This is a genomic window from Streptomyces sp. NRRL S-1022 (genome assembly GCF_000720135.1).
In the GTDB taxonomy this organism is placed as follows: Bacteria; Actinomycetota; Actinomycetes; order Streptomycetales; family Streptomycetaceae; genus Streptomyces.
Genome location: NZ_JOIU01000025.1, coordinates 30847 through 55746, shown reverse-complemented (window position 1 = coordinate 55746; position 24900 = coordinate 30847). Strand labels below are relative to the sequence as shown.

General features: G+C 73.2%; 25 protein-coding genes. 8 read left to right on the top strand and 17 right to left on the bottom strand.

Annotation, left to right across the window (positions count from 1 at the left end):
* Nucleotides 1-108: 108 nt before the first annotated feature.
* Genes IG05_RS0131220 through IG05_RS0131195 form a run of 6 tightly spaced genes read right to left on the bottom strand, consistent with a single transcriptional unit; the run spans nt 109 to nt 6146 of the window.
* On the bottom strand, nt 109-891 hold the full coding sequence (locus IG05_RS0131220; RefSeq protein ID WP_030347398.1) for a DUF1684 domain-containing protein: 783 nt from the start codon (nt 889-891) through the stop codon (nt 109-111).
* Between the two features lie 32 nt (nt 892-923).
* A complete protein-coding gene (locus tag IG05_RS0131215; RefSeq protein ID WP_030347397.1) occupies nt 924-2204 on the bottom strand; it encodes an NtaA/DmoA family FMN-dependent monooxygenase in 1281 nt (426 codons plus the stop codon).
* Nucleotides 2201-3280: an LLM class flavin-dependent oxidoreductase gene (locus IG05_RS0131210; RefSeq protein WP_030347396.1), complete on the bottom strand. Its 1080-nt coding sequence runs from the start codon at nt 3278-3280 to the stop codon at nt 2201-2203. Before IG05_RS0131210 ends, IG05_RS0131215 begins: the two co-directional genes overlap by 4 nt.
* Nucleotides 3281-3325: 45 nt before the next feature.
* Nucleotides 3326-3535, bottom strand: coding sequence for a hypothetical protein (locus IG05_RS0131205; RefSeq protein WP_030347395.1), 210 nt, complete (start codon nt 3533-3535; stop codon nt 3326-3328).
* Complete coding sequence (locus tag IG05_RS0131200; protein WP_030347394.1) at nt 3532-5292, bottom strand: FAD/NAD(P)-binding protein; 1761 nt, start codon at nt 5290-5292, stop codon at nt 3532-3534. Before IG05_RS0131200 ends, IG05_RS0131205 begins: the two co-directional genes overlap by 4 nt.
* A complete protein-coding gene (locus IG05_RS0131195) occupies nt 5289-6146 on the bottom strand; it encodes an amino acid ABC transporter permease (protein ID WP_030347393.1) in 858 nt (285 codons plus the stop codon). Before IG05_RS0131195 ends, IG05_RS0131200 begins: the two co-directional genes overlap by 4 nt.
* Before the next feature lie 414 nt (nt 6147-6560).
* Between IG05_RS0131195 and IG05_RS0131190 the strand changes: the two genes are divergently transcribed.
* A complete protein-coding gene (locus IG05_RS0131190; protein ID WP_030347392.1) occupies nt 6561-7493 on the top strand; it encodes an ABC transporter substrate-binding protein in 933 nt (310 codons plus the stop codon).
* Between the two features lies 1 nt (nt 7494).
* Here the strand turns inward: IG05_RS0131190 and IG05_RS0131185 are convergent, their stop codons facing one another.
* A complete protein-coding gene (locus IG05_RS0131185) occupies nt 7495-8700 on the bottom strand; it encodes a DUF5685 family protein (RefSeq protein ID WP_030347391.1) in 1206 nt (401 codons plus the stop codon).
* A gap of 266 nt (nt 8701-8966) precedes the next feature.
* On the opposite strand from IG05_RS0131185, the gene IG05_RS0131180 reads away from it, so the two are divergent.
* Entirely contained in the window at nt 8967-9404 is a 438-nt protein-coding gene (locus IG05_RS0131180; RefSeq protein WP_030347390.1) for a cell division protein SepF, read from the top strand.
* 37 nt (nt 9405-9441) lie between these two features.
* Here the strand turns inward: IG05_RS0131180 and IG05_RS0131175 are convergent, their stop codons facing one another.
* Together IG05_RS0131175 and IG05_RS0131170 are read right to left on the bottom strand one after the other, a co-directional pair.
* Nucleotides 9442-10632 carry an acyl-CoA dehydrogenase family protein gene (locus IG05_RS0131175; protein WP_030347389.1) on the bottom strand — a complete coding sequence of 397 codons (1191 nt, stop codon included), beginning with the start codon at nt 10630-10632 and terminating at the stop codon, nt 9442-9444.
* A gap of 99 nt (nt 10633-10731) precedes the next feature.
* Nucleotides 10732-12357, bottom strand: a complete 1626-nt coding sequence (locus IG05_RS0131170) for an MFS transporter (protein ID WP_030347388.1) — start codon at nt 12355-12357, stop codon at nt 10732-10734.
* Between the two features lie 260 nt (nt 12358-12617).
* On the opposite strand from IG05_RS0131170, the gene IG05_RS0131165 reads away from it, so the two are divergent.
* Both IG05_RS0131165 and IG05_RS0131160 read left to right on the top strand, forming a co-directional pair.
* Entirely contained in the window at nt 12618-13802 is a 1185-nt protein-coding gene (locus IG05_RS0131165) for a glycosyltransferase family 39 protein (RefSeq protein ID WP_030347387.1), read from the top strand.
* 237 nt (nt 13803-14039) lie between these two features.
* Nucleotides 14040-15083 (top strand): phosphatase PAP2 family protein, encoded by a 1044-nt coding sequence (locus tag IG05_RS0131160; RefSeq protein WP_030347386.1) that lies wholly within the window; start codon nt 14040-14042, stop codon nt 15081-15083.
* A gap of 119 nt (nt 15084-15202) precedes the next feature.
* Here the strand turns inward: IG05_RS0131160 and IG05_RS0131155 are convergent, their stop codons facing one another.
* Both IG05_RS0131155 and IG05_RS0131150 read right to left on the bottom strand, forming a co-directional pair.
* Complete coding sequence (locus IG05_RS0131155) at nt 15203-15418, bottom strand: I78 family peptidase inhibitor (RefSeq protein WP_030347385.1); 216 nt, start codon at nt 15416-15418, stop codon at nt 15203-15205.
* Nucleotides 15419-15780: 362 nt separating this feature from the next.
* A complete protein-coding gene (locus tag IG05_RS0131150) occupies nt 15781-16488 on the bottom strand; it encodes a transglycosylase family protein (RefSeq protein ID WP_030347384.1) in 708 nt (235 codons plus the stop codon).
* Between the two features lie 543 nt (nt 16489-17031).
* On the opposite strand from IG05_RS0131150, the gene IG05_RS0131145 reads away from it, so the two are divergent.
* Together IG05_RS0131145 and IG05_RS0131140 are read left to right on the top strand one after the other, a co-directional pair.
* On the top strand, nt 17032-17817 hold the full coding sequence (locus IG05_RS0131145) for a hypothetical protein (RefSeq protein ID WP_030347383.1): 786 nt from the start codon (nt 17032-17034) through the stop codon (nt 17815-17817).
* A gap of 91 nt (nt 17818-17908) precedes the next feature.
* Nucleotides 17909-18304, top strand: a complete 396-nt coding sequence (locus tag IG05_RS0131140; RefSeq protein WP_030347382.1) for a hypothetical protein — start codon at nt 17909-17911, stop codon at nt 18302-18304.
* Nucleotides 18305-18373: 69 nt separating this feature from the next.
* Here the strand turns inward: IG05_RS0131140 and der are convergent, their stop codons facing one another.
* From der to aroH, 5 genes are all read right to left on the bottom strand, one after another.
* Nucleotides 18374-19855 carry a ribosome biogenesis GTPase Der gene (gene der / locus IG05_RS0131135; RefSeq protein ID WP_030347381.1) on the bottom strand — a complete coding sequence of 494 codons (1482 nt, stop codon included), beginning with the start codon at nt 19853-19855 and terminating at the stop codon, nt 18374-18376.
* A gap of 78 nt (nt 19856-19933) precedes the next feature.
* Nucleotides 19934-20521, bottom strand: a complete 588-nt coding sequence (locus IG05_RS0131130) for a lysophospholipid acyltransferase family protein (protein WP_420707643.1) — start codon at nt 20519-20521, stop codon at nt 19934-19936.
* A 62-nt stretch (nt 20522-20583) separates the two neighbouring features.
* Nucleotides 20584-21279, bottom strand: a complete 696-nt coding sequence (gene cmk, locus IG05_RS0131125; protein ID WP_030347379.1) for a (d)CMP kinase — start codon at nt 21277-21279, stop codon at nt 20584-20586.
* Nucleotides 21280-21383: 104 nt separating this feature from the next.
* A complete protein-coding gene (locus IG05_RS0131120) occupies nt 21384-22469 on the bottom strand; it encodes a prephenate dehydrogenase (protein ID WP_030347378.1) in 1086 nt (361 codons plus the stop codon).
* Nucleotides 22466-22828 (bottom strand): chorismate mutase, encoded by a 363-nt coding sequence (gene aroH, locus IG05_RS0131115; protein WP_030347377.1) that lies wholly within the window; start codon nt 22826-22828, stop codon nt 22466-22468. Before aroH ends, IG05_RS0131120 begins: the two co-directional genes overlap by 4 nt.
* A gap of 147 nt (nt 22829-22975) precedes the next feature.
* Here aroH and IG05_RS0131110 point away from each other — a divergent pair, with 147 nt between their 5' ends.
* Together IG05_RS0131110 and IG05_RS0131105 are read left to right on the top strand one after the other, a co-directional pair.
* Nucleotides 22976-23455: a Rieske (2Fe-2S) protein gene (locus tag IG05_RS0131110; RefSeq protein ID WP_030347376.1), complete on the top strand. Its 480-nt coding sequence runs from the start codon at nt 22976-22978 to the stop codon at nt 23453-23455.
* A 22-nt stretch (nt 23456-23477) separates the two neighbouring features.
* Nucleotides 23478-24221: a DNA polymerase beta superfamily protein gene (locus IG05_RS0131105; RefSeq protein ID WP_030347375.1), complete on the top strand. Its 744-nt coding sequence runs from the start codon at nt 23478-23480 to the stop codon at nt 24219-24221.
* Here IG05_RS0131105 and IG05_RS0131100 read toward each other — a convergent pair.
* Nucleotides 24147-24896 carry a DNA polymerase beta superfamily protein gene (locus IG05_RS0131100; protein ID WP_030347374.1) on the bottom strand — a complete coding sequence of 250 codons (750 nt, stop codon included), beginning with the start codon at nt 24894-24896 and terminating at the stop codon, nt 24147-24149. The genes IG05_RS0131105 and IG05_RS0131100 overlap by 75 nt on opposite strands.
* Nucleotides 24897-24900 lie beyond the last annotated feature (4 nt).

Sequence of the window (24900 nt, the reverse complement as noted above, 5' to 3'; positions counted from 1 at the left end):
CTGGGGGGAGTATTCGGCCGAACGGCCGGTCGGCACAAGGGTGCCTTTCGGCCGACGGCCCGGAACCACCCGAACGACCCAAGGCGGCCCGGACCGGTACCCCGCAGGTCAGCCCAGCCGGCGCTCCCCCGCCTCGACCGCCGCGTCCAGCGTGTTGCCGGGAGGCGGGAAGGGGCAGATGAAGTGGTCCGCGAAGGCGCACGGCGGGAGTTGGGCGCGGTTGAAGTCGACGGTCGTGCGCCCCTCGGCGTCCGGGGCCGGGGCGAAGAGGAAGCGGAACCGGAAGCTCGTGTCACCGCTGGTGGCGTCGGCGAACACCGCCCACAGCAGCCCGTCCCCCTGCTGCGCGACCTTCAGCGTCCGCTCCCGTCCGCCCAGGGAGAAGGCGAGTTCGCCGGCGAGGGCGAAGCCGCGCTCCCGCCCGTCCGCGTTGCCGAGCCGGATGGTGCGCGTCCCGTCGTACGGCGTGAACCGCCCCGGCACCGACCAGCGCGGGTCGTAGGGCTCGGCCTCGATGCCCCGGAACGCCTGCCGGGCGGCGGAGCCGGGGTCGTACACCCGCACTCCCCACACGCCCTCGCGCACCAGCACGACCAGCCGCTTCGCGCCGAGCGCGACCCGCGCCCCGGACTCCGGACCACTGTCCGCGGCCAGCACGGCCTCACCGGAGAAGGGCCGGCCGTCCACGGACAGACCGTCGCTCTGCGCGGCCGTGAGCACCACTGCGCCCTCGTCCGCCACCCATTTCCCGGGAATGTCCGGAAGTCGACCCTCCGGATAGTCCTCGATCCAGTGCGTCGCGGTCAGCGCGAGCGGCCCGTAGGGCGCCGAGACGCTCTCCACCCGCTGCTCGTGCCACTGCTTCCAGACCTCGGACGCGTCGGTCGTCATGCCATCGGTTCCTTTCTCCTGTGAACGGCTCGTCATGTCCGGCTCTCCGCGGCCGGATGAGCCAGTCCGAGATGGGAGCGGAGGGTGCCGCCCCGGTATTCCGTGCGGAACGCCCCGCGCTCCTGGAGCAGCGGCACCACCCGGTCCACGAACTCCTCCAGCCCGTCGGCCGGCAGCTGCGGGACCAGCACGAACCCGTCGGCGGCTCCCTCGCCGGCGTACCGGTGCAGATCCGCGGCGACCGTGTCGGGCGTGCCGACGAAGGACTGCCGGCCGCTCACCTCGATCACCGTCTCCCGGACCGACAGCCCCTTCTCCCGGGCCAGCGCCCGCCATCGCGCGGCGAGCGCGCGGGTGCGGGGGTCCCGGGTGTCCGGGTCGGTCTCGGGCAGCGGGCCGTCGGGGTCGTACCCGGACAGATCCGTTCCCCAGACCCGCTCCAGCGCGTACAGCGCGTACCCCGGGGTGATCCGCCGGCGCCGGATGCCGGCGGCCCGCTCCCGCGCCTCGGCCGCGGTGTCCCCGAGGACGACGGTGACCGGGGACATGACCTTCAGGTCCCGCGGGGTACGGCCGTGGGCCGCGAGCCGCCGTTTGACGTCGGCGTAGCGCGCGCGGGCCGGCTCCGGCGCGGCGTGTTGGACGAGGAGGACGTCGGCCGAGGCCGCGGCCAGCTCCCGGGCCCGCTCTGACTCCCCCGCCTGGATGACCACGGGCCGCCCCTGGGGCGAGCGGGGCAGCCCGAACTCGCCGGCGATGTCGAAGTGCCGGCCGCGGTACGCGAACGGCCGGGGCACCCCGCCGGGGCTCCAGGAGTCCCACAACCGCCGGGCCACGCCGATGAGTTCGGCGGCCCGGCCGTACGGGTCGGGATGCCCGGCGGAGCGCGGGTCCGCGCCGGCGCGGGGGCCCGCCGAGGCCGCCACCCGCCAGCCCGCCCGGCCCGCGCTGAGGTGGTCCAGGGTGGCCAGCCTGCGGGCGAGTTCGTACGGCTCGCCGTGGGCGGCGTCCACGGTGGCGGCGAGCCCGAGGTGCACGGTGACCCCGGCGAGCGCGTTCAGCACGGCGACCGGCTCCGGCCCGCCGACCGGGTCCGGTTCGTGCAGCCGTCCGCGGTGCTCCGGCAGCCGGGGCTCCTCGTCGAGCAGGAGGAAGTCGAACAGGCCGCGTTCGGCGGTGCGGGCGAGCCGCTCGAAGCCGGCGAACGCGAGCCGCGCGCCGGCCGGCGCGCCGCCCCACACGGCCGTGCCGGGCCCGTCGGCGGCGCCGGACCCCGGGGGCGCGGCCGCCAGGTGCAGCCGCGTCACGGTCATGCCGTTCCCCCGGTCACGGCCGTCGCCCCGCGGGCGGTGTACCGAGGGGCGGGCCGGGCCAGGCCCAGGTGCTCGCGCAGGGTGCTGCCCGGGTAGAAGGTGCGGAACCGCCCGCGGTGCTGGAGCAGCGCCACCGTGCCGTTGACCAGCCGCTCCAGATCGCGGCGCGGTTCGACGGGGACGAGGTGGAAGCCGTCGGTGACGCCGTCGGCGTGCCAGGCCGCCACCAGTTCCGCGAGGTCGACCGGGCCGCCCCGGTACAGCGGGCCCTGCGCGGTGGGCCGCGGGCCGCCGCCGTGTCCCGGTGCGGCCGCGTGCTCGCCGTCGCCGAGGTCGACCAGCAGGCTCACCAGGACCCGCAGCGCGTCCGGGTTCCGGCCGGACGCGCTCGCCTCCTCGCGCAGCCGGTCCCGTAGGCCGGCGGCCTGGGCCGGCGTGGCGGCCCGCACCAGGGCGACGTCCGCGTACCGGGCGGCGACCGTACGGGCGGGGCCGTCGGTGGCGTCGACCACGCGCACGGGGTGGCCCTGCGGCGGCCGGGGCACGGTCGACGGGCCCGCGGCCGAGGCGGCGGTGCCGGTGAGGTCGACGCGGTGCGGCCGGTCCCGGTCGAGGAACCGGCCGGTGGCCTCGTCCCGGATCCCGGCGCCGTCCTCCCGGCTGTCCCACAGTCTCGCCGCCGCGTCGGCGACCTCGCCCGCCTCCTGCCACAGGGACTCCGCCGGGGCCGCGTGGCGGCGGCCGAACAGCCGGGCCTCGCCCTCGGTGGTGGACACGTCGATCCGCCAGCCGGCCCGGCCCCGGCTCACCCAGTCCAGGGTGGCCACGGCGGCCTGCACCCCGAAGGGCTCGGTGTGGGTGGTGGTGACGGTCGGCACCAGTCCGATCCGCCGGGTCGCGGGCGCCACCCGGCACAGCACGCCGAGCGCGTCGGGGCCGGGCCGGGCGAAGGAGTCGTCCAGCGTCACGAAGTCCAGCCCGCCCCGCTCGGCGAGCCGGGCCAGCTCCGCGTACGCCCCGCCGTCGACCACCCCCGGCAGATCGAGAGCGGCCGCGAGATGCAGCAGGCTACTCATCCGCGTCCCCCGGCTCACCGCGCCCCGGGGCCGAGGTCGCCACCCTCACAGCGCCCTCGCCAGGAACGCACGGGTCCGGTCCTCGCGGCCCACGATCCGTCCGCCGGCCATGAACAGCAGCGTGGGCTCGCCGGAGCCGGAGGGCCCGGGCACGACGGTGACCTCACCGGCGCGCACCTGGAGGTCGGTGCCTGCGGGCACGTCCGGCGAGCCGAAGCTCTTGTGCACCGGCCTGATGTCGACCATGACGCTCATCGCGCGAGTTCCTTTTCCAGTGAGCCGCTCAGCAGGGCCAGCACCGCCCGGGCGGTCGCGTCGTTCTGCCGGAAGGCGGGGCCGCCGGTGCGGGGGCGGGTGAAGGCGCCGGGGGTACGGGCGTCGGTGTAGGGGCCGAGGGCGAAGCGCCGGGGGTGCGGGCGTCCGGCGCGGTCGAGTATCCGGCCGTCGCCGGGGTCGACCCGGAGCAGCCCCTCGGGGGTCTCGGCGGCGCCGTCGGCGTGCAGTTCGCGCAGCAGGCTGTCGCGGGCGCGCCCGAGGGTGGGTTCGGGCAGCCGGGCCTCCACCAGTGCCCGGGCCTCGACGGAGAAGCCCGGCACGGTGGGACTGGTGGCCCGGAACACGCCGTCCTCGGCGGTGACGGCCATACCCGCCCCGACGAACCGGAGCAGTCCGGCCCGGGACAGCGCGAGCATCTGCCGCAGCCGGGGCCCGGGCGGCCCGGACGCCAGGTAGCTGAAGAAGCCGTGCCACCAGGATCCGATGTCGCCGAGCCGCACCAGCTGCCCGTAGACGGAGAGCAGCCCGAGGAAGACGGCCAGGTCGGCGCTGTGCGCGGGGTCGTGCCGGCGGGCGAGGTCCGCCTCGATGTAGTCCCGCAGCCCTTCCTGGAAGTCGTCGTGCGAGGCGTACCGCACGCCCGCCAGCGGGTGGTCGAGCGCGCCGAGGTCGAGCCGGTCGGCCGGATCCGGTACGGCGGCGGCGACCAGCGCCCGGGTCTCGGCGGGGCCGCCGGCCGCCGCGTACTTCTCCTCGAAGTCGGTCCAGGCCATCGCCGTACGCCCGGGGTGGGCGCTGAACAGTTGGTGGTAGTGGGCGAAGCCCAGCTCCTTCTCGACCAGCGGCCACACATCGCGCCGGAAGTCGAAGCCCCCGGGCCGGGCCAGCAGCTCCGCCACCTCGGCGGGGCCGAGGAAGCGGGGCAGCGGGGGCCGGTCGCCGGTCCAGTCGTAGCCGATCTTCGAGTGGTACGGCACCCCGCGCCGGGAGCCGACGTACAGCACCGGCTCCCGTCCCGAGGGCAGATAGGCGTCGCCCTCGTACCGCCCGCCGCGCCCCTCGGTGAGCAGCACCATCAGGTCGACGAAGGCCAGCCCGAAGCCGCGGACGAGGACGGGTGCGCCGGGTCCGAGCGCGGAGAGGTCGCTGTCGGCGGTGAAGTCGGGCGGCAGGTGCACCAGGCCGTGCTCGCGGGCGTACGCGGACAACTCGGTCTGCTCGGTGTCGAGTTCGGCGTCCTGGTGGCCCACGGCGAGGATCACCAGGTCGGCCGTGAGCGGGTGCGGGCGACCCTCCAGCCAGACCTGCTGGCGGCCTTCGCGCGGCCCGCCGACCCGCAGGGCGCGGTGGGGGTGGTGGTGGACGGTGACGTTCGGGGGCAGGTCGGCGAGGGCCCGGTCGTACACCCAGCGCAGATAGCGGCCCTGGAGCTGCCGGTCGGGGAAGGTGCGGCCGTCCAGCCCGGCCCACTCGTGCAGGGTGGGGCCCTCGCGCACCGGGCCGGCCATGGTCACCGTGTCGTCGGTGAACATGGTGACGTCCTCGGCCTGCGAGTTCATCCACAGCAGCGGGGACTGCGCCTGCCGCCAGATGCGTCCGCCGCCCGGCGGGTGGGGGTCGACCAGGTGGATGTCGAGGCCCGGACCGGCGTACAGCTCCGGCGCGTTGGCGGCGAGGCGTTCCAGGATGCCGGTCCCCCGCGGCCCGGCTCCGACGATCACCAGCTGCTGCCTCATCGGGCGTTCTCCGTGCCGCGGGCGTAGCGCTTCTCGACGTAGTGCTGGCCGATGCCCAGCAGCGAGGTGACCACCGCGTACCAGAGGGTGGCGACCATCAGCAGCGGGATCACCCGGTAGGTGCGGTGGTAGATCAACTGGGCGGAGAACAGCAGGTCGTTGACGGCGATGACGCTGACGATCGAGGTGCCCTTGAGGGTGCCGATCAGCAGGTTGCCGGCGGGCGGCACGATCACGCGCATCGCCTGCGGCAGCACGATCCGCCACCAGCGCCGCCAGGGGCTCAGGCCGAGCGCCTGGGCGGCCTCGATCTGGCCGCGGTCGACGGAGAGGATGCCGCCGCGGACGATCTCGGCGGCGTAGGCGGCCTCGTGCAGGGTGAGGCCGACGATCGCGACGGCGACCGGGCTGAGCAGGTCGACGGTCCGTACGCCGAACAGCCGCGGGTACAGCGCCCCGATGTTGAACCAGAGCAGCAGCTGCACCAGGATCGGGATGGACCGGAACAGCCAGACGTACCCCCAGCCGACCGCGCGCAGGACGGGGTTGGCGGACAGCCGGAACGCGGCGAGCAGGGTGCCGAGGGCGAAACCGAGGACCATCACCACCGCGGTCAGCCACAGGGTGAGCCACAGTCCGCGCAGCACGGAGTCGGAGGTGAAGTAGTCGGCGACGACGTCCCACTGGAACGCCCGGTTGCGCAGGACGGAGTTGACGGCGAACCCGAGCAGCGCGAGGACGACGACGGCCGCCGCCCACTGGCCGTACCGGCGCTGCGGGACGATCCGGGGGGCGTCGGCCGGCTCGGGCAGGTCCGAGGCGGCGGGGACTTTGGCGAGGGTGTCGGATGACATGCGAAGGCTCCGTGACGCGGTGGTCGAACACGGGTGGTGCCTTCACACGGACGCGCCCTGCGGCGCGCTACGGCCGAGCCCCTCAGCAGGACCGTGCACCGAGAGTACGGGGGCGTTTCCCTGCGCTGTCAAGGTTGTCCAGAGTGTGAGCCGTACATCTCAACTCGGTTGACGGAGAACCGGATGCCTGTTCCACTTGGCCCATGCATCCACAGCAGTGGCTGGTCACCCGCTCCCACATCGACTTCGGTCGCGTGTGGTCCTGTTCCTGTTGAGCTGACCCCCCTGCTCGCCTGCCCCCCGGGGGCGGCGTTTTCGCGTTCTCCCGCACTTCTGCTGCTCTTCCCGCCTTCACACGCGCACCCCTCCCCTCGCGTTCCCAGCACCCCTTCTGCTTCAGGAGACCGCTCCTCGATGCGTACGCCTGTTCATCGCCATTTCCTGGCTTTTGTCACCATCACCTCGGCCGCGTTGCTCCTGACCGCCTGCGGCTCCGGCGACCCGGACACCACCTCGGTGTCGGCCAAGTCCCCGAAGGTGCCCACCACGGACGTCGTCTCCGCCGTGCGCAAGGACGGCTCCGCGGCGAAGCTGCTGCCCGCCGGCACGACGAGCCTCACCGTCGCGGTCAGCGTCGGCGGCACCCCGCCCGGCACCACCTACGTCGACGACGGCAAGACCCTGACCGGTCAGGACGTCGACTTCGCCAAGGCCGTGGCCCGGGTCCTGGGCATCCGGCTGAAGGTGGAGCAGGCGAGCTTCGAGGCGATCCTGCCCGCCCTGGACAGCGGCAAGTACGACGTCGGCGCGAGCAACTTCGGTGTCACCGACGAGCGCCGCAAGTCCATCGACTTCGTCACCTACATCAACGACGGCCAGGGCTTCGCCACCCGCGCCGACAGCAAGCTCGCGAAGATCACCGACTTGAGGCAGCTGTGCGGCCTGAAGGTCGCGACCAGCGCGGGCACGACGTTCGAGGCCACGCTGGAGCAGAACAAGCACGTGTGCGCCGATGCGGGCAAGAAGGCCTACGAGGTGCAGACGTACGCCGAGTCGAGCGCGATCTGGTCCTCGGTCCAGCAGGGCCGCAGCGATGTCGTGATGTCCACGATCAACGGCCTGCGCTACGACGTCGCGCACCAGGAGGGCCTGAAGTTCCTCAACGAATTCCACCGCCTGGACGTCGGTTTCGCCTTCAAGAAGGGTTCGGAACTGACGCCCGCGTTCCAGGCGGCGGTGAACAGACTGCTGTCCGACGGCACCTACGAACGAATTCTCAAGAAGTGGGGCACGACCGGTTCGGCCATCAAGACGTCGCAGATCAGCCCGCCGGAACTGAAGGGCTGATTCAACCGTCGCAGGGGCAGCAGCAATCGCAGCCGTCGCAGCCCCCGGGGCAGGAACAGTCGCAGCAGTCGCACCACTGACAGCAGCCGTTGCGCTTCTTCCGGGACCACGGTCCCTCGTATTCCTCGGCGCAGCACATCCTGCACGTACAGAACAGCGCGAAGAACATCCCGCAGCCCGCCCAGAAGCCGCGTCCGCCCTTGGCGGGCTCGGGGCCGAAACCACCGGAACCACCACCGGAACCACCGCCGGAACCACCGCCGGAACCTCCGTCCGCACCGGCGGGACCGTAGGCGTTCCCCCCGCCGTACGGCCCCTGCGGCGCCGCGTGCCGAGGGGAGGCGCACACCGGTGCCGTGCCGAAGGCGCGGTCCACCGAGCGGCGCAGCTCGTGGACGAGGAGGAGGTGGACGAGCCGGCCGTCGCAGAATTCGGCCTCCCGCAGGGCGAGCCGGATGCCGTGCAGGGCGTCGTCGGCGAGCCGGCGGGCCTCGGCGACGGGCGTGCCGGTGGCGGTGAGGGGGTTCCAGGCACCCGTCAGGGCGTCGGCGCGCCGGTCCTCCACGGCGTCCAGCAGGTGGGCGAGCCGGCCGAAGAGCCGGCCGGCCTCCGCCAGCGGCCCGGCGTTGCCCGGCCGCCCGGCCAGCACCGCGGTGTGCGCGAAGGCCGCGGCGGTCGCGGTCTCGGTCGGCTCGGTGACGTCGAGGATCGGCGTGCCGGGACCGGCCAGGGTCTCCAGGCCGAGCTGCCGGTCGACGGCGTCGACCAGGACGCCGGTGTCGAAGCCGACCGCCGCCCCGCTGTGCGCCCCGGCCCGGCCCCAGCGCGCGGCGACCCGGCGCGCGGCGGCGGCGACCGGCCTGCGGGCCAGCAGTCCGTCCCGGTCGGCGACATGGTCGCGCACCTTCGCGGCGGCGAGCACCAGCGAGACGGCGGCGGCGAGCCGCGCACCCTCACCCTGTGCGACGGACGCGGTGCGCATGCCACGCAGCGCACACGGTCCGGCCGTACGGCGGCCGCCGTCCACCGGGCCGGCCTGAGCCTCTGTCAGAACCGATATGAGAAGCCCGTCATAGTTCGTCACGATCCGCGCGAGCTGACCGTGATCCCGGCGCAGGGCCAGGCACAGCCCGCACAAGTGTGCCGTCCAGTCGGCCTTCAGCCGCTCACCGAGGCGGTGGGCACACGGCTTGACGATTCCGAACACGACATCCCCCGTACTGTGATACGACGTTGGCGTTCACCCGTACGCACCGCGCATCACCCGTCCGCCGCAGACAATCATATTTCACTCTCAGTCAGCAGCCGTATGAGTCTCGCCCCTTGGGGCACAAGGACTCTCGACGGATCCGCTGTGCACCAGTACCGTCACAAACCCCCCGCGCGGCGTCTATCCACTTGGCGAGGCGTCCGCATCATGGATGACCATAGGGATGCGGAAAGCAAGAAAGACCGCTGTGAGAGGAGGCGTCCATGGGATCGGTACGCAAGGCGAGTGCGTGGCTCGGCCTCGTCGACGACAACGATGACGAGCGCTACTACGACGACGACTACTCCGAGGGCCCCGAGTCCGGGGACGCCTGGGTCACCGACCCGCGCGTGAAGGTGGCCACGGACACCGCCGAGGAGAAGGAACGCCGGATCGGCACGGTCACCCCGGACAGCTTCCGGGACGCCCGCGCCATCGGCGAGCTGTTCCGGGACGGTGTCCCGGTCATCATGAACCTCACCAACATGGAGCCCGGCGACGCCAAGCGGGTCGTGGACTTCGCGGCGGGGCTCATCTTCGGTCTGCGCGGCTCGATCGACCGGGTCTCGAACCGGGTGTTCCTGCTGACCCCGGCGGACACCGAGATCATCAGCGGTGAGGCGTCCGCCCACCGCTCGGACGGCTTCTTCAACCAGAGCTGAGGCAGGGCCGCGCACCGGCCCCGCCTCGCACCGGGCCTCACCGGAAGGCGTCGAGCCCGGTGAGCGCCTTGCCCAGCACGAGCTGGTGCATCTCGACGGTGCCCTCGTAGGTGAGCACCGACTCCAGGTTGGTCGCGTGCCGCATCACCGGGTACTCCAGGGAGATCCCGTTGGCACCGAGGATCGTCCGCGCCGTACGGCAGATCTCGATGGCCTCGCGGACGTTGTTGAGCTTGCCGAAGCTGACCTGCTCGGGACGCAGGCGGCCGGCGTCCATCCGCCGCCCCAGATGGTGGGCGAGCAGGATCCCCTTGTGCAGTTCCACCGCCATGTCGGCGAGCTTGGCCTGGGTGAGCTGGAAGCCGCCGATGGGCCGCCCGAACTGCTCGCGTGACCTGGCGTAGCCGAGAGCCGCCTCGAAGCTGCTGCGCGCCGCGCCCATCGCGCCCCAGACGATGCCGTAGCGGGCGTGCGAGAGACAGCTGAGCGGTCCGCGCAGTCCGGTGACCCCGGGGAGCACGGCCGTACCGGGCAGTCGTACGTCGTCCAGCACGAGTTCGCTGGTGACCGAGGCGCGCAGGGACCACTTGTGCTTGATCTCCGGCGCGGCGAAGCCGGGGGTGCCGGTGGGGACGACGAAGCCGCGGATGCCCTCCTCGGTCTGCGCCCAGACGACGGCCACCCCGGCGACCGAGCCGTTGGTGATCCACATCTTGCGGCCGTTGAGGACCCAGTCGTCGCCGTCGCGCTTGGCGTGGGTGCGCATGGCGGCGGGGTCGGAGCCGTGGTCGGGCTCGGTCAGCCCGAAGCAGCCGATCACCTCGCCGGCGGCCATGCGCGGCAGCCACTCAAGCTTCTGCTCCTCGCTGCCGAACCGGTGGATGGCGTACATCGCGAGGGAGCCCTGCACCGACACCAGCGAGCGGATGCCGGAGTCGGCCGCCTCCAGTTCCAGGCAGGCCAGGCCGTACTGCACGGCGCTCGCGCCCGCGCAGCCGTACCCGGTGAGCGACATGCCGAGCGCACCGAGCGCGCCCAGTTCACGCGCGAGGTCCCGGATGCCGGGCAGCTCGCCCTTCTCGTACCAGTCGGCGATGTGGGGCAGCACACGGTCGGCGGCCCAGCCGCGGACGGTGTCCCGGACCGCCAGGTCCTCCGGCTCCAGCAGGTCGTCGATCCCGAGCGGGTCGGCGGCATCGAACGGGGGCAGCTTCGCGGACGCGGACATGGAACACCCTCCGGACACGGGACGTCGATAAAACTAGCAGCGCTAGTTACGGCTTACCGGCCGACGTTACGGTGCAGTGTCCCGCACGTCCAGAGGGGATCAGGCGGTGACCCGCGGCTTCCCGGCCGCCGCCTCCGCCTCCCGCGGCGCCGGCAGCCCCACCTCGGCCCCGGCCGGCTCCTCCCCGCACTGCATGACCCACGGCAGCCGCAGCGCCATCACCCCGCCCAGCAGCAACAGCCCCGCGCTCACCAGCAGGGTCACGTGCAGCCCGTGCACGAAGGAGTCCCGCGCCGCCCGGCGCAGGGCGGCCCCGGCGGTTCCGCCGAGCCGGCCGGCGACCTCGTAGGCCTCGCCGAGCGAGTGGCCCGCCGCGTCCGAGGCACCCCGCGGCACACCCGGGACCGAGCGCAGCCCCGGTGTGTAGGCCGCGTTCATCACGCTGCCCAGCAGCGCGATGCCGATGCCGGCGCCGAGCTGGTACGACGTCTCGCCGATCGCCGCCGCGCCGCCGGCCTGGTCGGCCGGGGCCTCGCTCAGCATCGACTCGTAGGCGCCGAACAGCGTGGTCTCCAGTCCGAAGCCCAGCAGCACGAAGCCGGACAGCAGCAGCGCCGGGTCGTCGGTGCCGCCCATGGCCGTCAGCGTCAGCACCGCGGCGGCCGTCAGGCAGAAGCCGGCGCACACCATCCGGCGCGGCCCGAAACGGCGCAGCATGCGGGCGCCCGCCAGGCCCGCCGCCATGGCCGCGAGGGTCAGGGGCAGCAGCCTGAGGCCGGTCTCCAGCGGGGACAGGCCGAGCACCAGTTGCAGGTACTGGGCGGCGATCAGCTCCAGGCCGACCAGCGCCAGCATGGCCAGCACGATGCAGCCCACCGAGGTGCTGAACGCCGGCCGCCGGAACATGCGCAGGTCCACCAGCGGATGCGGGCGCCGGCGCTGGCGCCGGACGAAGAAGACGAGGAGGGCCGCGCCGATCAGCAGCGGCAGCACGGTGAAGGGGCTCGCCGCCGCCTCCCCGCCGCCGAGCCGCTTCACGCCGAGGACCACGCCGAACAGCCCGGCCGCCGCCGTCAGCGCGCCGGTCACGTCCCAGGGGCCGTCGCCGTCGCCCCGGGACTCGGGCAGCAGGGCCCGGCCCACCGGCAGGCTGACCAGCATCAGCGGGATGTTGATCAGGAAGACCGCACCCCACCAGAAGTGCTCCAGCAGGAAGCCGCCGAGCAGCGGTCCGACCGCCGCGCCGACCGCGGCGACCGCGCTCCAGACGCCTATGGCGAGGGCGCGCTCACGCCGGTCGGGGAAGACCTGGCGGAGGATGGACAGGGTCGCGGGCATGATCATCGCGCCGCCGACGCCGAGCAGCGCGCGGGCCAGGATGAGCGTCTCGGCGGTCTGCGCGAACGCGGCCACGGCGGAGGCGATGCCGAACAGGCCGTAGCCGAGCAGCAGGACGCGTCTGCGGCCGACCCGGTCGCCGAGGGTGCCGAAGAGGATCAGCAGCGAGGCGCAGACCAGCGGATAGACGTCGACGATCCAGAGCAGTTCCACGGCGCCGGGCCTGAGGTCCTCGGTGACGGCGGGGACCGCCACGTGCAGCACGGTCGCGTCGAGGGCGACGAGCAGCAGGCTGGCGCAGAGGACGACGAGGACGACCCACCGGTTGGCACCGGCCCCGGCCGCCCGACGGTGCTGCCGCACGGCAGCCGTGGTCGTCCCGGACATGTACGTACCTCCCAGATGATCCCTCGCGTGGGGCGGACCGACGGGGTGGGGACTCCCTGTCGTACGGCCGGAGAGGAGCGGTGTCTCCGGCCCGCGCGAACCCACGCGGGTGACTCGCCAGCGTACGCGAGTTCACCCGGGGGCCACGTGGCGGACCTCTCACACGCACGACGGAACCCGTGTGGCGTACGCCACGCCCTCCCCTCTTGACCCCCACCCGGCGACCGGTCCGGTGTCGGGGGCGGTCGATAATCGAGCCCGTGACCGATCTCGCGACGCGCGTGGACACCGCCCGCGCCCCCCTCCTGCGCCGGGCGGCGCCGGCCCTGCTGGGCTATGCGGCGGTCCGCGCCCTGGGGCTGCTCGTGCTGGCGGTGTGGAGCGCCGCGCACGGCAAGAGCGCGTACACCCTGCTGACCGCCCGCTGGGACTCCCTCTGGTACACCCGGGTCGCCGACCTGGGCTACGGCTACGAGGTGCGGCTGCCGAACGGGGACGTCCACTCCAACCTGGCGTTCTTCCCGCTGCTGCCGTGGCTGGAGCGGCTGGGGCACGCGCTCGCCCCGCTGTCGTACGCGGATGCCGGGTTCGCGGTGAGCCTGCTGGCCTCGGTGGCCGCCGCGGCCGGGATCTTCGCGGTCGCGGACCGGGTGTACGGGCCGCGGGTCGGCCTGTGCGCGGTGCTGCTGTGGGCGGTGCTGCCGGTCGGGATCGTGCAGTCGATGGCGTACAGCGAGTCGCTGTTCACCGCGCTGGCGGCCTGGTCGCTGTACGCGGTGCTGACCGGGCGGTGGGTGAGCGCGGGCGCGCTGGCGGCGCTGGCGGGGCTGACCCGGCCGGTGGGGCTGGCGGTGGTCGCCGCGGTGTGGACGGCGGGCGTGGTCTCTTTCGTGCGAGAGCGCGGCACGCGGCACGCGCCGGGCGCGCACCACCACGAACGCACCCTCGTCCGGCGCCGCGCGCTGGGCATGCTGCTCGCCCCGCTCGGCGCCGCCGGGTACGTCCTGTGGGTCGGCCGGCGCACCGGCCGGGGCCCGCTCGGCTACCTGGACGTCCAGGCCGGGTGGCGCAACGGGTTCGACGGCGGCTACGCCTTCGCCCGCTTCGTGGCCGACAAGTTCACGTCATTTCCGTCCGCCCTCGCCGGCGTCGGCCTGATCGCCGGGGTGGCCCTGCTGATCTGGCTCTACGTCACCGGAGTCCGCGGGCGCCAGCCGGTCGTCCTGCTGGTGTACACGGGGGTCGTGCTCGCTCTCGCCCTGTGCGCGTCGAGCTACTTCGGCTCCAAGCCGCGGCTGCTGATGCCCGCCTTCCCGGTGCTGCTGCCGCTCGCCGGCGCCCTGGCCCGGCTGCGCACCTCCCGATCGGCCCTGGTCATCGCGGGGTTGGCGGTCGTGGCGGCGGTCTACGGGGCGTTCTGGCTGAACGGCTCCGGCCCGCCGTGATCCACCCGGCCGGCCGATGACGCCCCGGAAAATTCCACGCCAGGGCCGGGTTAACACATTCATAAGCGCCATATAAACAACACCCGGCATGATCAAAGGAATTGGCCCGATCGGTGTCCCCGGATTGCGGAATCCCGGGAATTCGGCGCGCCCTTGAGACGTTTCCCACATCACATCGTCATCACAAAGCCGCTGTTTCGACCGGGAACACCGCTCACTCGCTGTAACGTCGATTGGGTGCGTACCGAACGAAACCTCACCCGGCGTCTGGACCGGGTGTTCGCCAGACTGGACCGTGAGCCGGAACGACCGGCCCACATCGATGTGCCGAGGATGAGCCGGCACCGGGTCGTCCTGTTCTCGGCGACCCTGGCTTTCTACCTGGCGATCGTGTGGGCCGTGGTGACCACCTCCTGGCTGGTCCGGCTGGACTGGCAGGTCATGTTCTTCCGGCCGTACCAGCAGTGGCCCGAGATCCACGCGTTCCTCGACTACTACGTGGTGCTGGGCCAGCGCGGCCCCACCGCCGTGATGGTCGCGGCCTGGCTCGGCTGGCGCTCCTGGCGGCAGCACACCCTGCGCCCGCTGCTCACCCTGGCCGCCTCGCTGCTGCTGCTGAACATCACGGTCGGCGCCGCCAAGCTCGGCATGGGCCGGCTCGGTCCGCACTACGCCACCGTGATCGGCTCGAACGAGATGGGCCTGGGCGGCGATATATTCCCCAGCGGCCACACCGCCAACGCGGTCGTGACCTGGGGAATCCTGGCGTATCTGGCCTCCAGCCCGAGAGCGCGCCGCTGGCTGTCGGCCCTCTCCGCCGTCACCTCGCTCGGCGTCGGCCTCACCACCGTCTACCTCGGTACGCACTGGCTGAGCGACGTGCTGCTGGGCTGGGCCGCGGGTCTGCTGATCCTGCTCGCGCTGCCCTGGTGCGAGCCGCTGATCACCAAGGCGGAGCTGTGGCTGTTCGACCTGCGCGACCGCTGGCGCGACCGCCGCGGCCTGCCCGCGCCCGAACCGGCCGTCCCCGTCAGGCCGGTGCTGCTCAAGACCCGCGGGGTGCCGGCCGGACAGCCGGTGCCGGTCCGCGAGCCGGTCTCCCCGACCCGGGCCTCCCGGGGCCTGGCGCACCTGGCGCCGGGGCCGCACACGGCCCGGTCGGAGCGCACCCCGGTCACCCCGGCGGGCAGCCGCCGCCCGCCGCACGCCGACCGTCTCGCGCACGCCGACCGCGTGCCGCGCGGCACGTCCCCGTCGGCCCGCCCGCTGACCGGCGGCTGACGGCCGCGACGGCGGCGGGTTCCGGTACGCACACCGCCCCGCCCCGCGCCACGGCGAAGGCCCCGCTCCCGAGGAGGAGCGGGGCCTTCGCCGTACGCGTGTCCGGACCGGGAGGGGGGTCAGCCCTTCCAGGCACGGGCCACCCGGCCGTCCCGCACCTCGAAGTTCAGCCGTCCGGCCCGGTACTCCATGGTGATGATCGCGTCCGGCGGCAGGGACCGTACCGTCGGCCATCCGCGCTGCCGGGCGAGCCGCTGGGCGTGCGCGGCGTCGAGGCCGACGTACCCGTCCGGACTGTCCTGGGGCTCCGCCTGCGGAGTGGGATTCGGTGCCATGCGGCCACGCTAGTCCGGCGGTGCGGGTAAGAGAAGGGTCAGTCTCCCGTCACACTTCTGTCACAGCCTGCGGGGCCGCGCTTTGCTCGAACTCCGTCACCCGTACGGGGGTTTCCGTTCGGCTTACCGGGGTAATCGAGCAGAATTCATGCGTGTCGGAGAGCCGTTCCGAATTCCCCCGAGTAAAGCGCCGCGACCGGTGACCGGGGCGACCCCGGACGCGTTTGTCCGCGCAATCCGCCGCGTCGGCGGTCAGGTTGACGCCGGAGGGGAATTTTCACGGATTCGGCACACAATCGCCGGACGCCGGCAGGCGCCGTCCCCGCCGGGACGGCGCCTGTCGGCCGAGTCGGGTCCGGGCCTCAGAGCGCGAGGCGCTGGCCGGGCACGATCAGATCGGGGTCGTCGCCGATGACGGCCTTGTTGGCGGCGTAGATCCGCTGCCAGCTGGTCCCGTGCCGGGCCGCGATGATGCTCAGGGTGTCGCCCTCGCGGACGGTGTAGTCACCGTGCGAGGCGGCGCGCCCTGAGGTGGCCGCCGGGTGTTCCGGCGCCTTCGCCGGGGCCTTCGCCGGGGCGGACCGCACGGGGGCGGACCGCGTCGTCGCGCCGCCGCGGGAGGCCGCCGTACCGGAGGAGTCGCCGTGGGCGGCCGCGGGGGCGCCGCCGGAGGCCCCGGCCCGTCCCGAGCAGACGGGCCAGGCACCCCAGCCCTGGGCGCCCTGGACCTTGGTGGCGACGGCGATCTGCGCGCTCCTGGAGGCCTGGTCGGCCGTCGGGGCGTAGGCGGTGCCGCCGTACGCGCGCCAGGTCGAGGCGGAGAACTGGAGTCCGCCGTAGTAGCCGTTGCCGGTGTTGATGTGCCAGTTGCCGCCGCTCTCGCACTGGGCGATGCGGTCCCACACCCCGTTGTCCGCCGCGGTGGCGTCGCCGGTCGCGGCCAGCAGTCCCAGCGGGGCCAGCAGCGCGGCTCCGGCGAGCGCGGCCGCCGTACGGCCCTTGCGGGCGCCGTCGGGACGCGCGCCGTCGGGACGGGCGGTGTTGCGGGTGGTATCGGCACACTCGGACATGTAGTTCCCTCTCCACGAACCCGGGCTCCCCCAAGGCGGGGCGCGCGTCGCCGCGTAGGGCCGCGGTTCGGCGCGTCCGCCCCGTCCGCCGTGGCCGGTGTCGGCGATTCTGCTCTGCCTGTGCCGGCCGGCGGACGTTCCCGAGCGGTGCTCGTTGCACACGGCGGAGGAATGTAGGGAGGACGAGCGGCCCGGATCAACCAACTCCGAGTCCTTCCAGGCCAGTTGGCTGTTACCGCAGGTATCGGCGATTTCCGGTCACCCACTACATGCGCCGATTTCCTGATTTGTCGACCACCACCCTGCGTAAACCGTGACCCACATCACCCCTTCAAGTTCCTTGACCATGCACGGCGCTGACGGAAAGGGTTCGAACAGTCACGTACAGTGACGCTGTGTGGTGGAAGCTTCGAACCGTTCCCCCTCGGGGCGTGACCCCCACCACAGGACGCCCGTTGTCTTCTTCATGAGCCCTGAGCCCCGGGGCTCATCGGCCGGGAGCCACCCGGCCGACCCCAGCCCCGCATCCCGAGGGAGCCACCCGTGCCGCGCATGCTCGACGTCAGCGACGCCGTACGCGCCGAGATCGGCGACGAAGAAGCCGACCGGCTGCTCGCCGGAGAGAACGCCCCGGGCAGTTACGACTGCACGTCCTGTCGCACCCCGGGCGACTCCGAGCAGGAGCGCACCAGCACCGTCCTGTTCGTCGGCGACGAGACCGCCGTCCTCGCCTTCGCCCACGCCAGCTGCCTGCCCTCGCAGGTCGTCCAGGTGACGGAGGAGCAGCTGCAGGGCGCCGTCCGGTCCATCGGCGCCGGCGACCTGGCCGGCGGCGCACCGCACAGGGCCGTGCCCGAGCAGGCCGTACTCGGGGTGACCAGCGGACTCGTCCTGATCCACGGCGAGTTGCACCCGGCGCTCCTCGTCGAGCCGACCTCGCCCATCGCCCGCCCGGGCACCATCACGGCCGGTGACGACTTCCTCCCGCTCCTCATCGAGCAGGGCTTCATGCCGGTGACCGAGCTGGCGTCCGTCCCGCCGGTGCTGCACGGCTGGTCCGTCCTGCTGGCCATGGGCCAGCTGCACGCGGTGCTGCAGCCCTCGGCGCACGGCGGACAGCCGGTCGCCTGGTGGCAGGCGCACCAGCCGCTGCAGGTGACCGACAGCTGGCGGGCCGCCGCCAACAAGCACCAGCAGGTGCTGATGTACGCGGCGCCGGTGGGCTCGATCGGCCGTCAGCCCCGGGAGGACCTGCTGCGGGACGCGCTGGACAAGGCCGCCGCCAACGGGAAGTTGGTCGCCGTGGCGCTGCCGCTCGCCGGTACCTGACCACCGCACACCGGGCGGCGGCAACGGCGGTTCGTGACCCTCAGGGGTTGCCGGACCGCATCCCTTTGACGTCCCCGTCGTTTGGACATACGTGCACGCATACGACACTCCTCCCCGCCGGTCCTTTTCGTCCGTGCCGTCCGCCCGGGCGGCGCACGAGCCCGCCGGTGGACCGTCGGCCACGCCGATCTACGACTCGCTCTACGCGGAGTGGGTCAAGGCCTTCCGTACGCTGCCGGGCGACCGCAGCGGCGAGGAGGGGCTGAGGTTCAGCGCCTTCGGGGACCTCCCGGACGCCTCGGGCACGTACGGCGGCCACCGGCCGGGGTCGTTCAGCAGCTCGTACAGCGCCTACAGCGCGGGGGCCTACAGCGCCCGGCAGCAGTCGCAGTGGCAGCGGGTCGGCACGCTCGGCCGGCAGCACGAGACCGGGATGCACTATGTCCCGGCCGTGGCCCTGCCGCCGGGACAGCGCCGGGGCGCGTGACAGGCGCCCGGACGTGAAGGGCGGCCCCCCGTCAGAGCCGGGGGGGCCGCCCTTCACGGCGTACGGCCGTTACTTCTTCTTCGCGCCGCGCTTCTCGCGCACCCGCACCGAGATGTGGATCGGGGTGCCCTCGAAGCCGAACTCCTCGCGCAGCCGGCGCTCGATGAAGCGCCGGTAGCCCGCCTCGATGAAGCCGGAGGCGAAGAGCACGAACCGCGGGGGCTTGGTGCCGGCCTGGGTACCGAACAGGATGCGCGGCTGCTTGCCGCCCCGGACGGGGTGCGGGTGGGCCGAGACCAGCTCGCCGAGGAAGGCGTTCAGGCGGCCCGTGGGGACGCGCGTCTCCCAGCCGGCCAGCGCGGTCTCGATCGCCGGGACCAGCTTCTCCATGTGCCGGCCGGTGCGCGCCGAGACGTTGACCCGGGGCGCCCAGGCGACCTGGCCCAGCTCGGTCTCGATCTCCCGCTCCAGGTAGTAGCGGCGCTCCTCGTCGAGGGTGTCCCACTTGTTGAGGGCGAGGACCAGCGCGCGGCCCGCGTCGACCGCCATGGTGACGATCCGCTGGTCCTGCACGGAGATGTTCTCGGAGGCGTCGATCAGGACGACGGCGACCTCGGCCTTCTCCACGGCGGCGGCCGTGCGCAGCGAGGCGTAGTAGTCGGCGCCCTGCTGGAGGTGGACCCGCTTGCGGATGCCGGCGGTGTCCACGAACTTCCACGTCTTGCCACCGAGTTCGATCAACTCGTCGACCGGGTCGCGGGTGGTGCCCGCCAGCTCGTTGACGACGACCCGCTCCTCGCCGGCCACCTTGTTCAGCAGCGAGGACTTGCCGACGTTCGGGCGGCCGATCAGGGCGATGCGGCGGGGGCCGCCGATCGCGGTGCCGAAGGACTGCTCGGGGGCGTCCGGCAGGACGTCGAGGACGGCGTCGAGCATGTCGCCGGTGCCGCGGCCGTGCAGGGCCGAGACCGGGTGGGGCTCGCCGAGGCCGAGGTTCCACAGGTAGGCCGCGTCGGCCTCGCCGCTGGGGCCGTCGACCTTGTTGGCGCAGAGCACGACCGGCTTGCCGGCCTTGCGCAGCAGCCGGACGACCGCCTCGTCGGTGTCGGTGGCGCCGACCTTGGCGTCGACCACGAAGACGACCGCGTCGGCCGCCTCGATCGCGTACTCGGCCTGCGCGGCCACGGAGGCGTCGATGCCGAGGACGTCCTGCTCCCAGCCGCCGGTGTCGACGACCTTGAAGCGGCGGCCGGCCCACTCGGCCTCGTAGGTGACGCGGTCGCGGGTGACGCCCGGACGGTCCTCCACGACCGCCTCGCGGCGGCCGATCATCCGGTTCACCAGGGTCGACTTGCCGACATTGGGGCGGCCGACGACGGCGAGCACGGGCAGCGGGCCGTGGCCCGCCGCCTCGATGGCGCCCTCGACGTCCTCGATGTCGAAGCCCTCTACCGCGGCGAGCTCCATGAACTCCGCGTACTCGGCGTCGCCGAGAGCCCCGTGGTCGTACTCGTGCTCAGCCGAGTCGCCGGGCTGGATGTCGTCGTTCATGAAGTCCGTACCTCGTCGTTCATTCGTGGTGATCGGTGGAAAAGCCCCGCATGGGCTGATCCACTACTCAAGTGTCGCCTAGCGCCCGGTCAGGCGCCCGGCGTTTTCCAGGTGGCTGATGAGCTGCTTGCGGATGCGCTCGGTCGCCTCGTCCAGCGCCTTGCGCGTACGCCGCCCGGAGCCGTCGCCCGCCTCGAACGGGTCGCCGAAGACGACGTCGATCCGGGAGCGCAGCGGGGGCAGCGCCTTGGTCAACCGTCCGGGCCGCCCGGAGCTTCCCAGGACGGCCACGGGCACGATCGGTGCCCCGCTGCGCACCGCGAAGTAGGCGAGCCCGGCCCGCAGCGCGGCGAAGTCGCCCTCGCCCCGGGTGCCCTCCGGGAAGATGCCCAGCACTCCCCCGGCCGCCAGCACGCCGAGGGCCCGGCCGATCGCGGTGCGGTCGGCGGCCGTGCGGTCCACCTTCAGCTGGCCGATGCCGGTCAGGAAGGCGTCCAGCGGGCCGACGAAGGCCTCCTTCTTGATCAAGAAGTGGGTGGGGCGCGGCGCCACGCCCATCACCATCGGGCCGTCGATGTTGTGGGAGTGGTTCACGGCGAGGATCACCGGGCCGGTGGCCGGCACCCGCCAGGCGCCGAGCACACGCGGCTTCCACAGGCCGTACATCAGGCCGACGCCGATGCGCCGCCCGACCTCGGCCCCCCGCTCCGAGGGCACGGACGGCTCGGTCACTTCCCGGCTCGCTTCTCCTCGACCAGGGTGACGACGCACTCGATGACCTGGGCGAGAGTGAGCTCGGTGGTGTCCACCTCGACCGCGTCGCCGGCCTTGGCGAGCGGCGAGGTCTTGCGGCTGGAGTCGGCCGCGTCCCGCTTGATCAGGGCCTCGCGGGTGGCGTGCAGGTCGGCGCCCTTCAGCTCACCGCTGCGGCGGGCCGCACGGGCCTCCGGGGAAGCGGTGAGGAAGATCTTCAGGTCGGCGTCCGGGAGGACGGTCGTACCGATGTCCCGGCCCTCGACCACGATGCCGTGCTCCGCGGCGGCGGCCAGCGAGCGCTGCAGCTCGGTGATCCGGGCGCGCACCTCGGGCACCGCGCTGACCGCGCTGACCTTGGAGGTGACCTCCTGGGTGCGGATCGGGCCGGCGACGTCGACGCCGTCGACCGAGATGGCCGGGGCGGCCGGGTCGGTGCCGGAGACGATCTCCGGCTTGCCGGCGACGGCCGCGATGGCGGTCGGGTCCTCCAGGTCGATGCCGTTGGTCACCATCCACCAGGTGATCGCCCGGTACTGGGCACCGGTGTCCAGGTAGCTGAGGCCGAGCTGCGCGGCCACGGCCTTCGACGTGCTCGACTTGCCCGTGCCGGAGGGACCGTCGATCGCGACGATCACGGGCTTGGCGGTCGGGGCGGCGCCGTTTTCCACGGGGGGACACCTTCCTGGTGCGGTGCGGTCGGGAGGCGGGGAGCGAGAGCGCCCCGCACAAGGTTACTGGGTGCGGGTCACTCGTCCGGACGCGTGCGGCCGTGCTACTGCCGCAGCGCCCAGCCGCGCTCCCGCAGCGCGGCGGTCAGCGGCCCCGCCGCCTTCGGCTCCACGCTCAGCTGGACCAGTCCGGCCTGCTGCCCGGTGGCGTGCTCGATCCGGACGTCCTCGATGTTGACCCCGGCCCGGCCCGCGTCCGCGAAGATCCGGGCGAGCTGGCCGGGCTGGTCGTCGATGAGGACGACGACGGTCTCGTACACGCGCGGGGCGCTGCCGTGCTTGCCGGGTACCCGCACCTGGCCCGCGTTCCCGCGGCGCAGCACGTCCTCGATGCCGGCGGTGCCCTCGCCGCGCTTGTCCTCGTCGGAGGACTGCAGGGCGCGCAGCGCCCGGACCGTCTCGTCCAGGTCGGCGGCGACGTCGGAGAGCAGGTCGGCGACCGGTCCCGGGTTCGCGGACAGGATGTCGATCCACATGCGCGGGTCGGAGGCGGCGATCCGGGTCACGTCCCGGATGCCCTGCCCGCACAGTCGTACGGCCACCTCCTCGGCGTGCTCCAGGCGCGCGGCGACCAGGCTGGACACCAGGTGGGGCATGTGGGAGACGAGGGCGACGGCGCGGTCGTGGGCGTCGGCGTCCATGACGACCGGGACGGCCCGGCAGTGCGAGACCAGTTCCAGGGCGAGGTTCAGCACCTCGGTGTCGGTGTCCCGGGTCGGGGTGAGCACCCAGGGGCGGCCCTCGAAGAGGTCGCCGGTGGCGGCCAGCGGGCCGGACTTCTCCCGGCCCGACATGGGGTGGCTGCCGATGTACGCGGTGAGGTCCAGGCCGAGCGCCTCCAGCTCGCGGCGGGGGCCGCCCTTGACGCTGGCGACGTCGACGTAGCCGCGGGCCACGCCCCGGCGCATGGCGTCGGCGAGCACCCGGGCCACGTGGGCGGGCGGGGCGGCCACGATCGCGAGGTCGACCGGGCCCTCGGGGGCCTCGTCGGTGCCGGCGCCCAGCGCGGCGGCGGTGCGGGCCTGGCCGGGGTCGTGGTCGGCGAGGTGGACGGTGACCCCGCGCTGGACGAGGGCCAGGGCGGCGGAGGTGCCGATCAGGCCGGTACCGATGACGAGTGCGGTTCTCACTGGGCGATGTCCTTGCGCAGGGCGGCCGCGGCGCCGAGGTAGACGTGGTGGATGTCGGTGCGCGGCGTGTCCGACTCGATGTGCGCGAGGATCCGTACGACCCGGGGCATGGCGCCCTCGATGTCCAGCTCCTGGGCGCAGATCAGGGGGACGTCGAGGATGCCGAGCCCGCGGGCGGCGGCGGCCGGGAAGTCGCTGTGCAGGTCGGGGGTGGCCGTGAACCAGATGCTGATCAGGTCGTCGGCGGTCAGCCCGTTCCGCTCCAGGACGGCGGTGAGCAGGGCCCCGACCCGCTCCTCCATGTGGCCGGCCTCGTCCCGCTCCAGTTGCACGGCCCCCCGGACCGCTCGTACCGCCACGGCGCTGCTCCTCGCTGACGTGCGTGTCTGGTTCTTGGTCCGTCCAGCCTAGTCAGCCCGCGCGGGGCGAGCGTGCGCCGCTCGCCCGCTGAGACGATGCGTACGTTCCGGTATCCACCGGTATGCACGTCTGTACGGAGGTCTGACATGCCCCAGCCAGCGACACGGCGGACAGTTCTCGCCTCGGGCGCCGGTGCGCTCGCCATGGGATGCGTGGGATGCGGCGGCAAGGACGCGGGCGAGGCCGCTCCGGCGTCTTCCCCGCCGTCGCCGTCGATGCCCGCGTCGATGCCCGCGTCGATGTCGATGTCACCGGCCGCGGAGGAAACGGCTGCCGACGGGAAGGCGCTGGCGCGGACGAGCGACATCCCGGAGGGCGGCGGCAAGGTGTTCAAGAAGGAGAAGGTGGTGGTCACCCAGCCCAAGAAGGGCGACTTCAAGGCTTTCTCGGCGATCTGCACGCACCAGGGCTGCACGGTGAACGCGGTGGCGGACGGCACCATCGACTGCCCCTGCCACGGCAGCAGGTTCCGGATCGACGACGGGTCGGTGGCCCACGGTCCGGCGACCAGGCCGCTGCCCGGACGCTCGATCACGGTGGACGGAAAATCGATCCGCCTGCACTGAGGGGGCCACGTACGCTCCGGGGATGCAGCCGCAGGACCTGGTACGCGACCACACGATCTACGCCTGTGTCATGGGCTCCCGCGCCTTCGGCCTGGCGACGGACGCCAGCGACACCGACCGGCGCGGGGTGTTCCTCGCGCCGACCCCGCTGTTCTGGCGGTTCGAGAAGCCGCCGACGCACGTGGACGGGCCGGGTGAGGAGCAGTTCTCCTGGGAGCTGGAGCGGTTCTGCGAGCTGGCGCTGCGCGGCAACCCGAACATCCTGGAGTGCCTGCACTCCCCGCTGGTGGAGCACCTGGACGACACCGGCCGCGAGCTGCTGTCCCTGCGCGGCGCCTTCCTGTCCCGGCAGGCCTACGCCACCTTCACCCGCTACGCCCTCGGCCAGCGCAAGAAGCTGGAGGCCGACATCCGCACCACGGGCGCCCCGCGCTGGAAGCACGCGATGCACCTGCTGCGCCTGCTGATGAGCGCCCGGGACCTGCTGCGCACCGGCGAGCTGCGGATCGACGTCGGCGAGTGCCGCGAGTCCCTGCTGGCGGTGAAGCGCGGCGAGGTGCCGTGGACACGGGCCGAGGCCTGGATGGTCCGGCTGGCGGCCGAGGGCGAGGAGGCCCTGCGGGGCAGCCCGCTGCCGCCGGAGCCGGACCAGGCACGCGTGGCCGGCTTCCTGTACCGGGTGCGGCGGGCCTCAGCAGTCCAGGCGGAGCCGGACCACCAGGTCGTGCAGGGCGTCGTGGGCGCCGGCCGCTTCGGGCAGGGCTGAACCGGCCTGCGCCTCGTCGAGCACGGCGTGCAGCCGCTCCACGTCGGCCTCCGCGCGCGCGTGGTCGATGTCGGCCCTGCCGTGCTCCCGCTCCCCCTTGGCGGCTATCAGCTCGGGCAGGTAGCCGGGCCCGCCGACCTGCTCCAGGAGCGTGGGCAGATGGGCCTGGACCTCGCCGCTGCGCATGAGGTGGACGCCGGTGAGCAGCACGCGGAAGGTGTAGAGCAGCGGCTTGAGTTCGCCGGTCTTCTCGAACAGCCGCCACTGGGTCACCGCGAACCCGCGGTAGTGGTGGGCGTGGTGGCTGGTGAGGACGCCGGGGGCCAGGGCGGCCAGCTCCCGGTGCGCCTCGGAGGTGTGCACGACCAGGGGCGACAGCAGCTGCTCCAGCACATAGCCGTTGCGGCGGAGCATCAGCCGGACGAACTTGCGCAGGTCGTGGGTGACGAGGTCCAGCTCGACGCCGTAGCGGACCCAGGCCCGCGAGCGGGTCTCCTCCGGCTCGTGCAGCCCGACGAGGTCGGCGGCGGGGAGCAGGTGGACGCCCCGCAGGTCCACGTCGGAGTCCTGCGAGGGGAAGCCGTACAGGTGGGCTCCGGAGACGGTGGCGAACAGCAGCGGGTCGGGCTGTTCCGCGACCACCGGGGTCAGGTCGATGTCGAGGTCGTCGATCATGGGG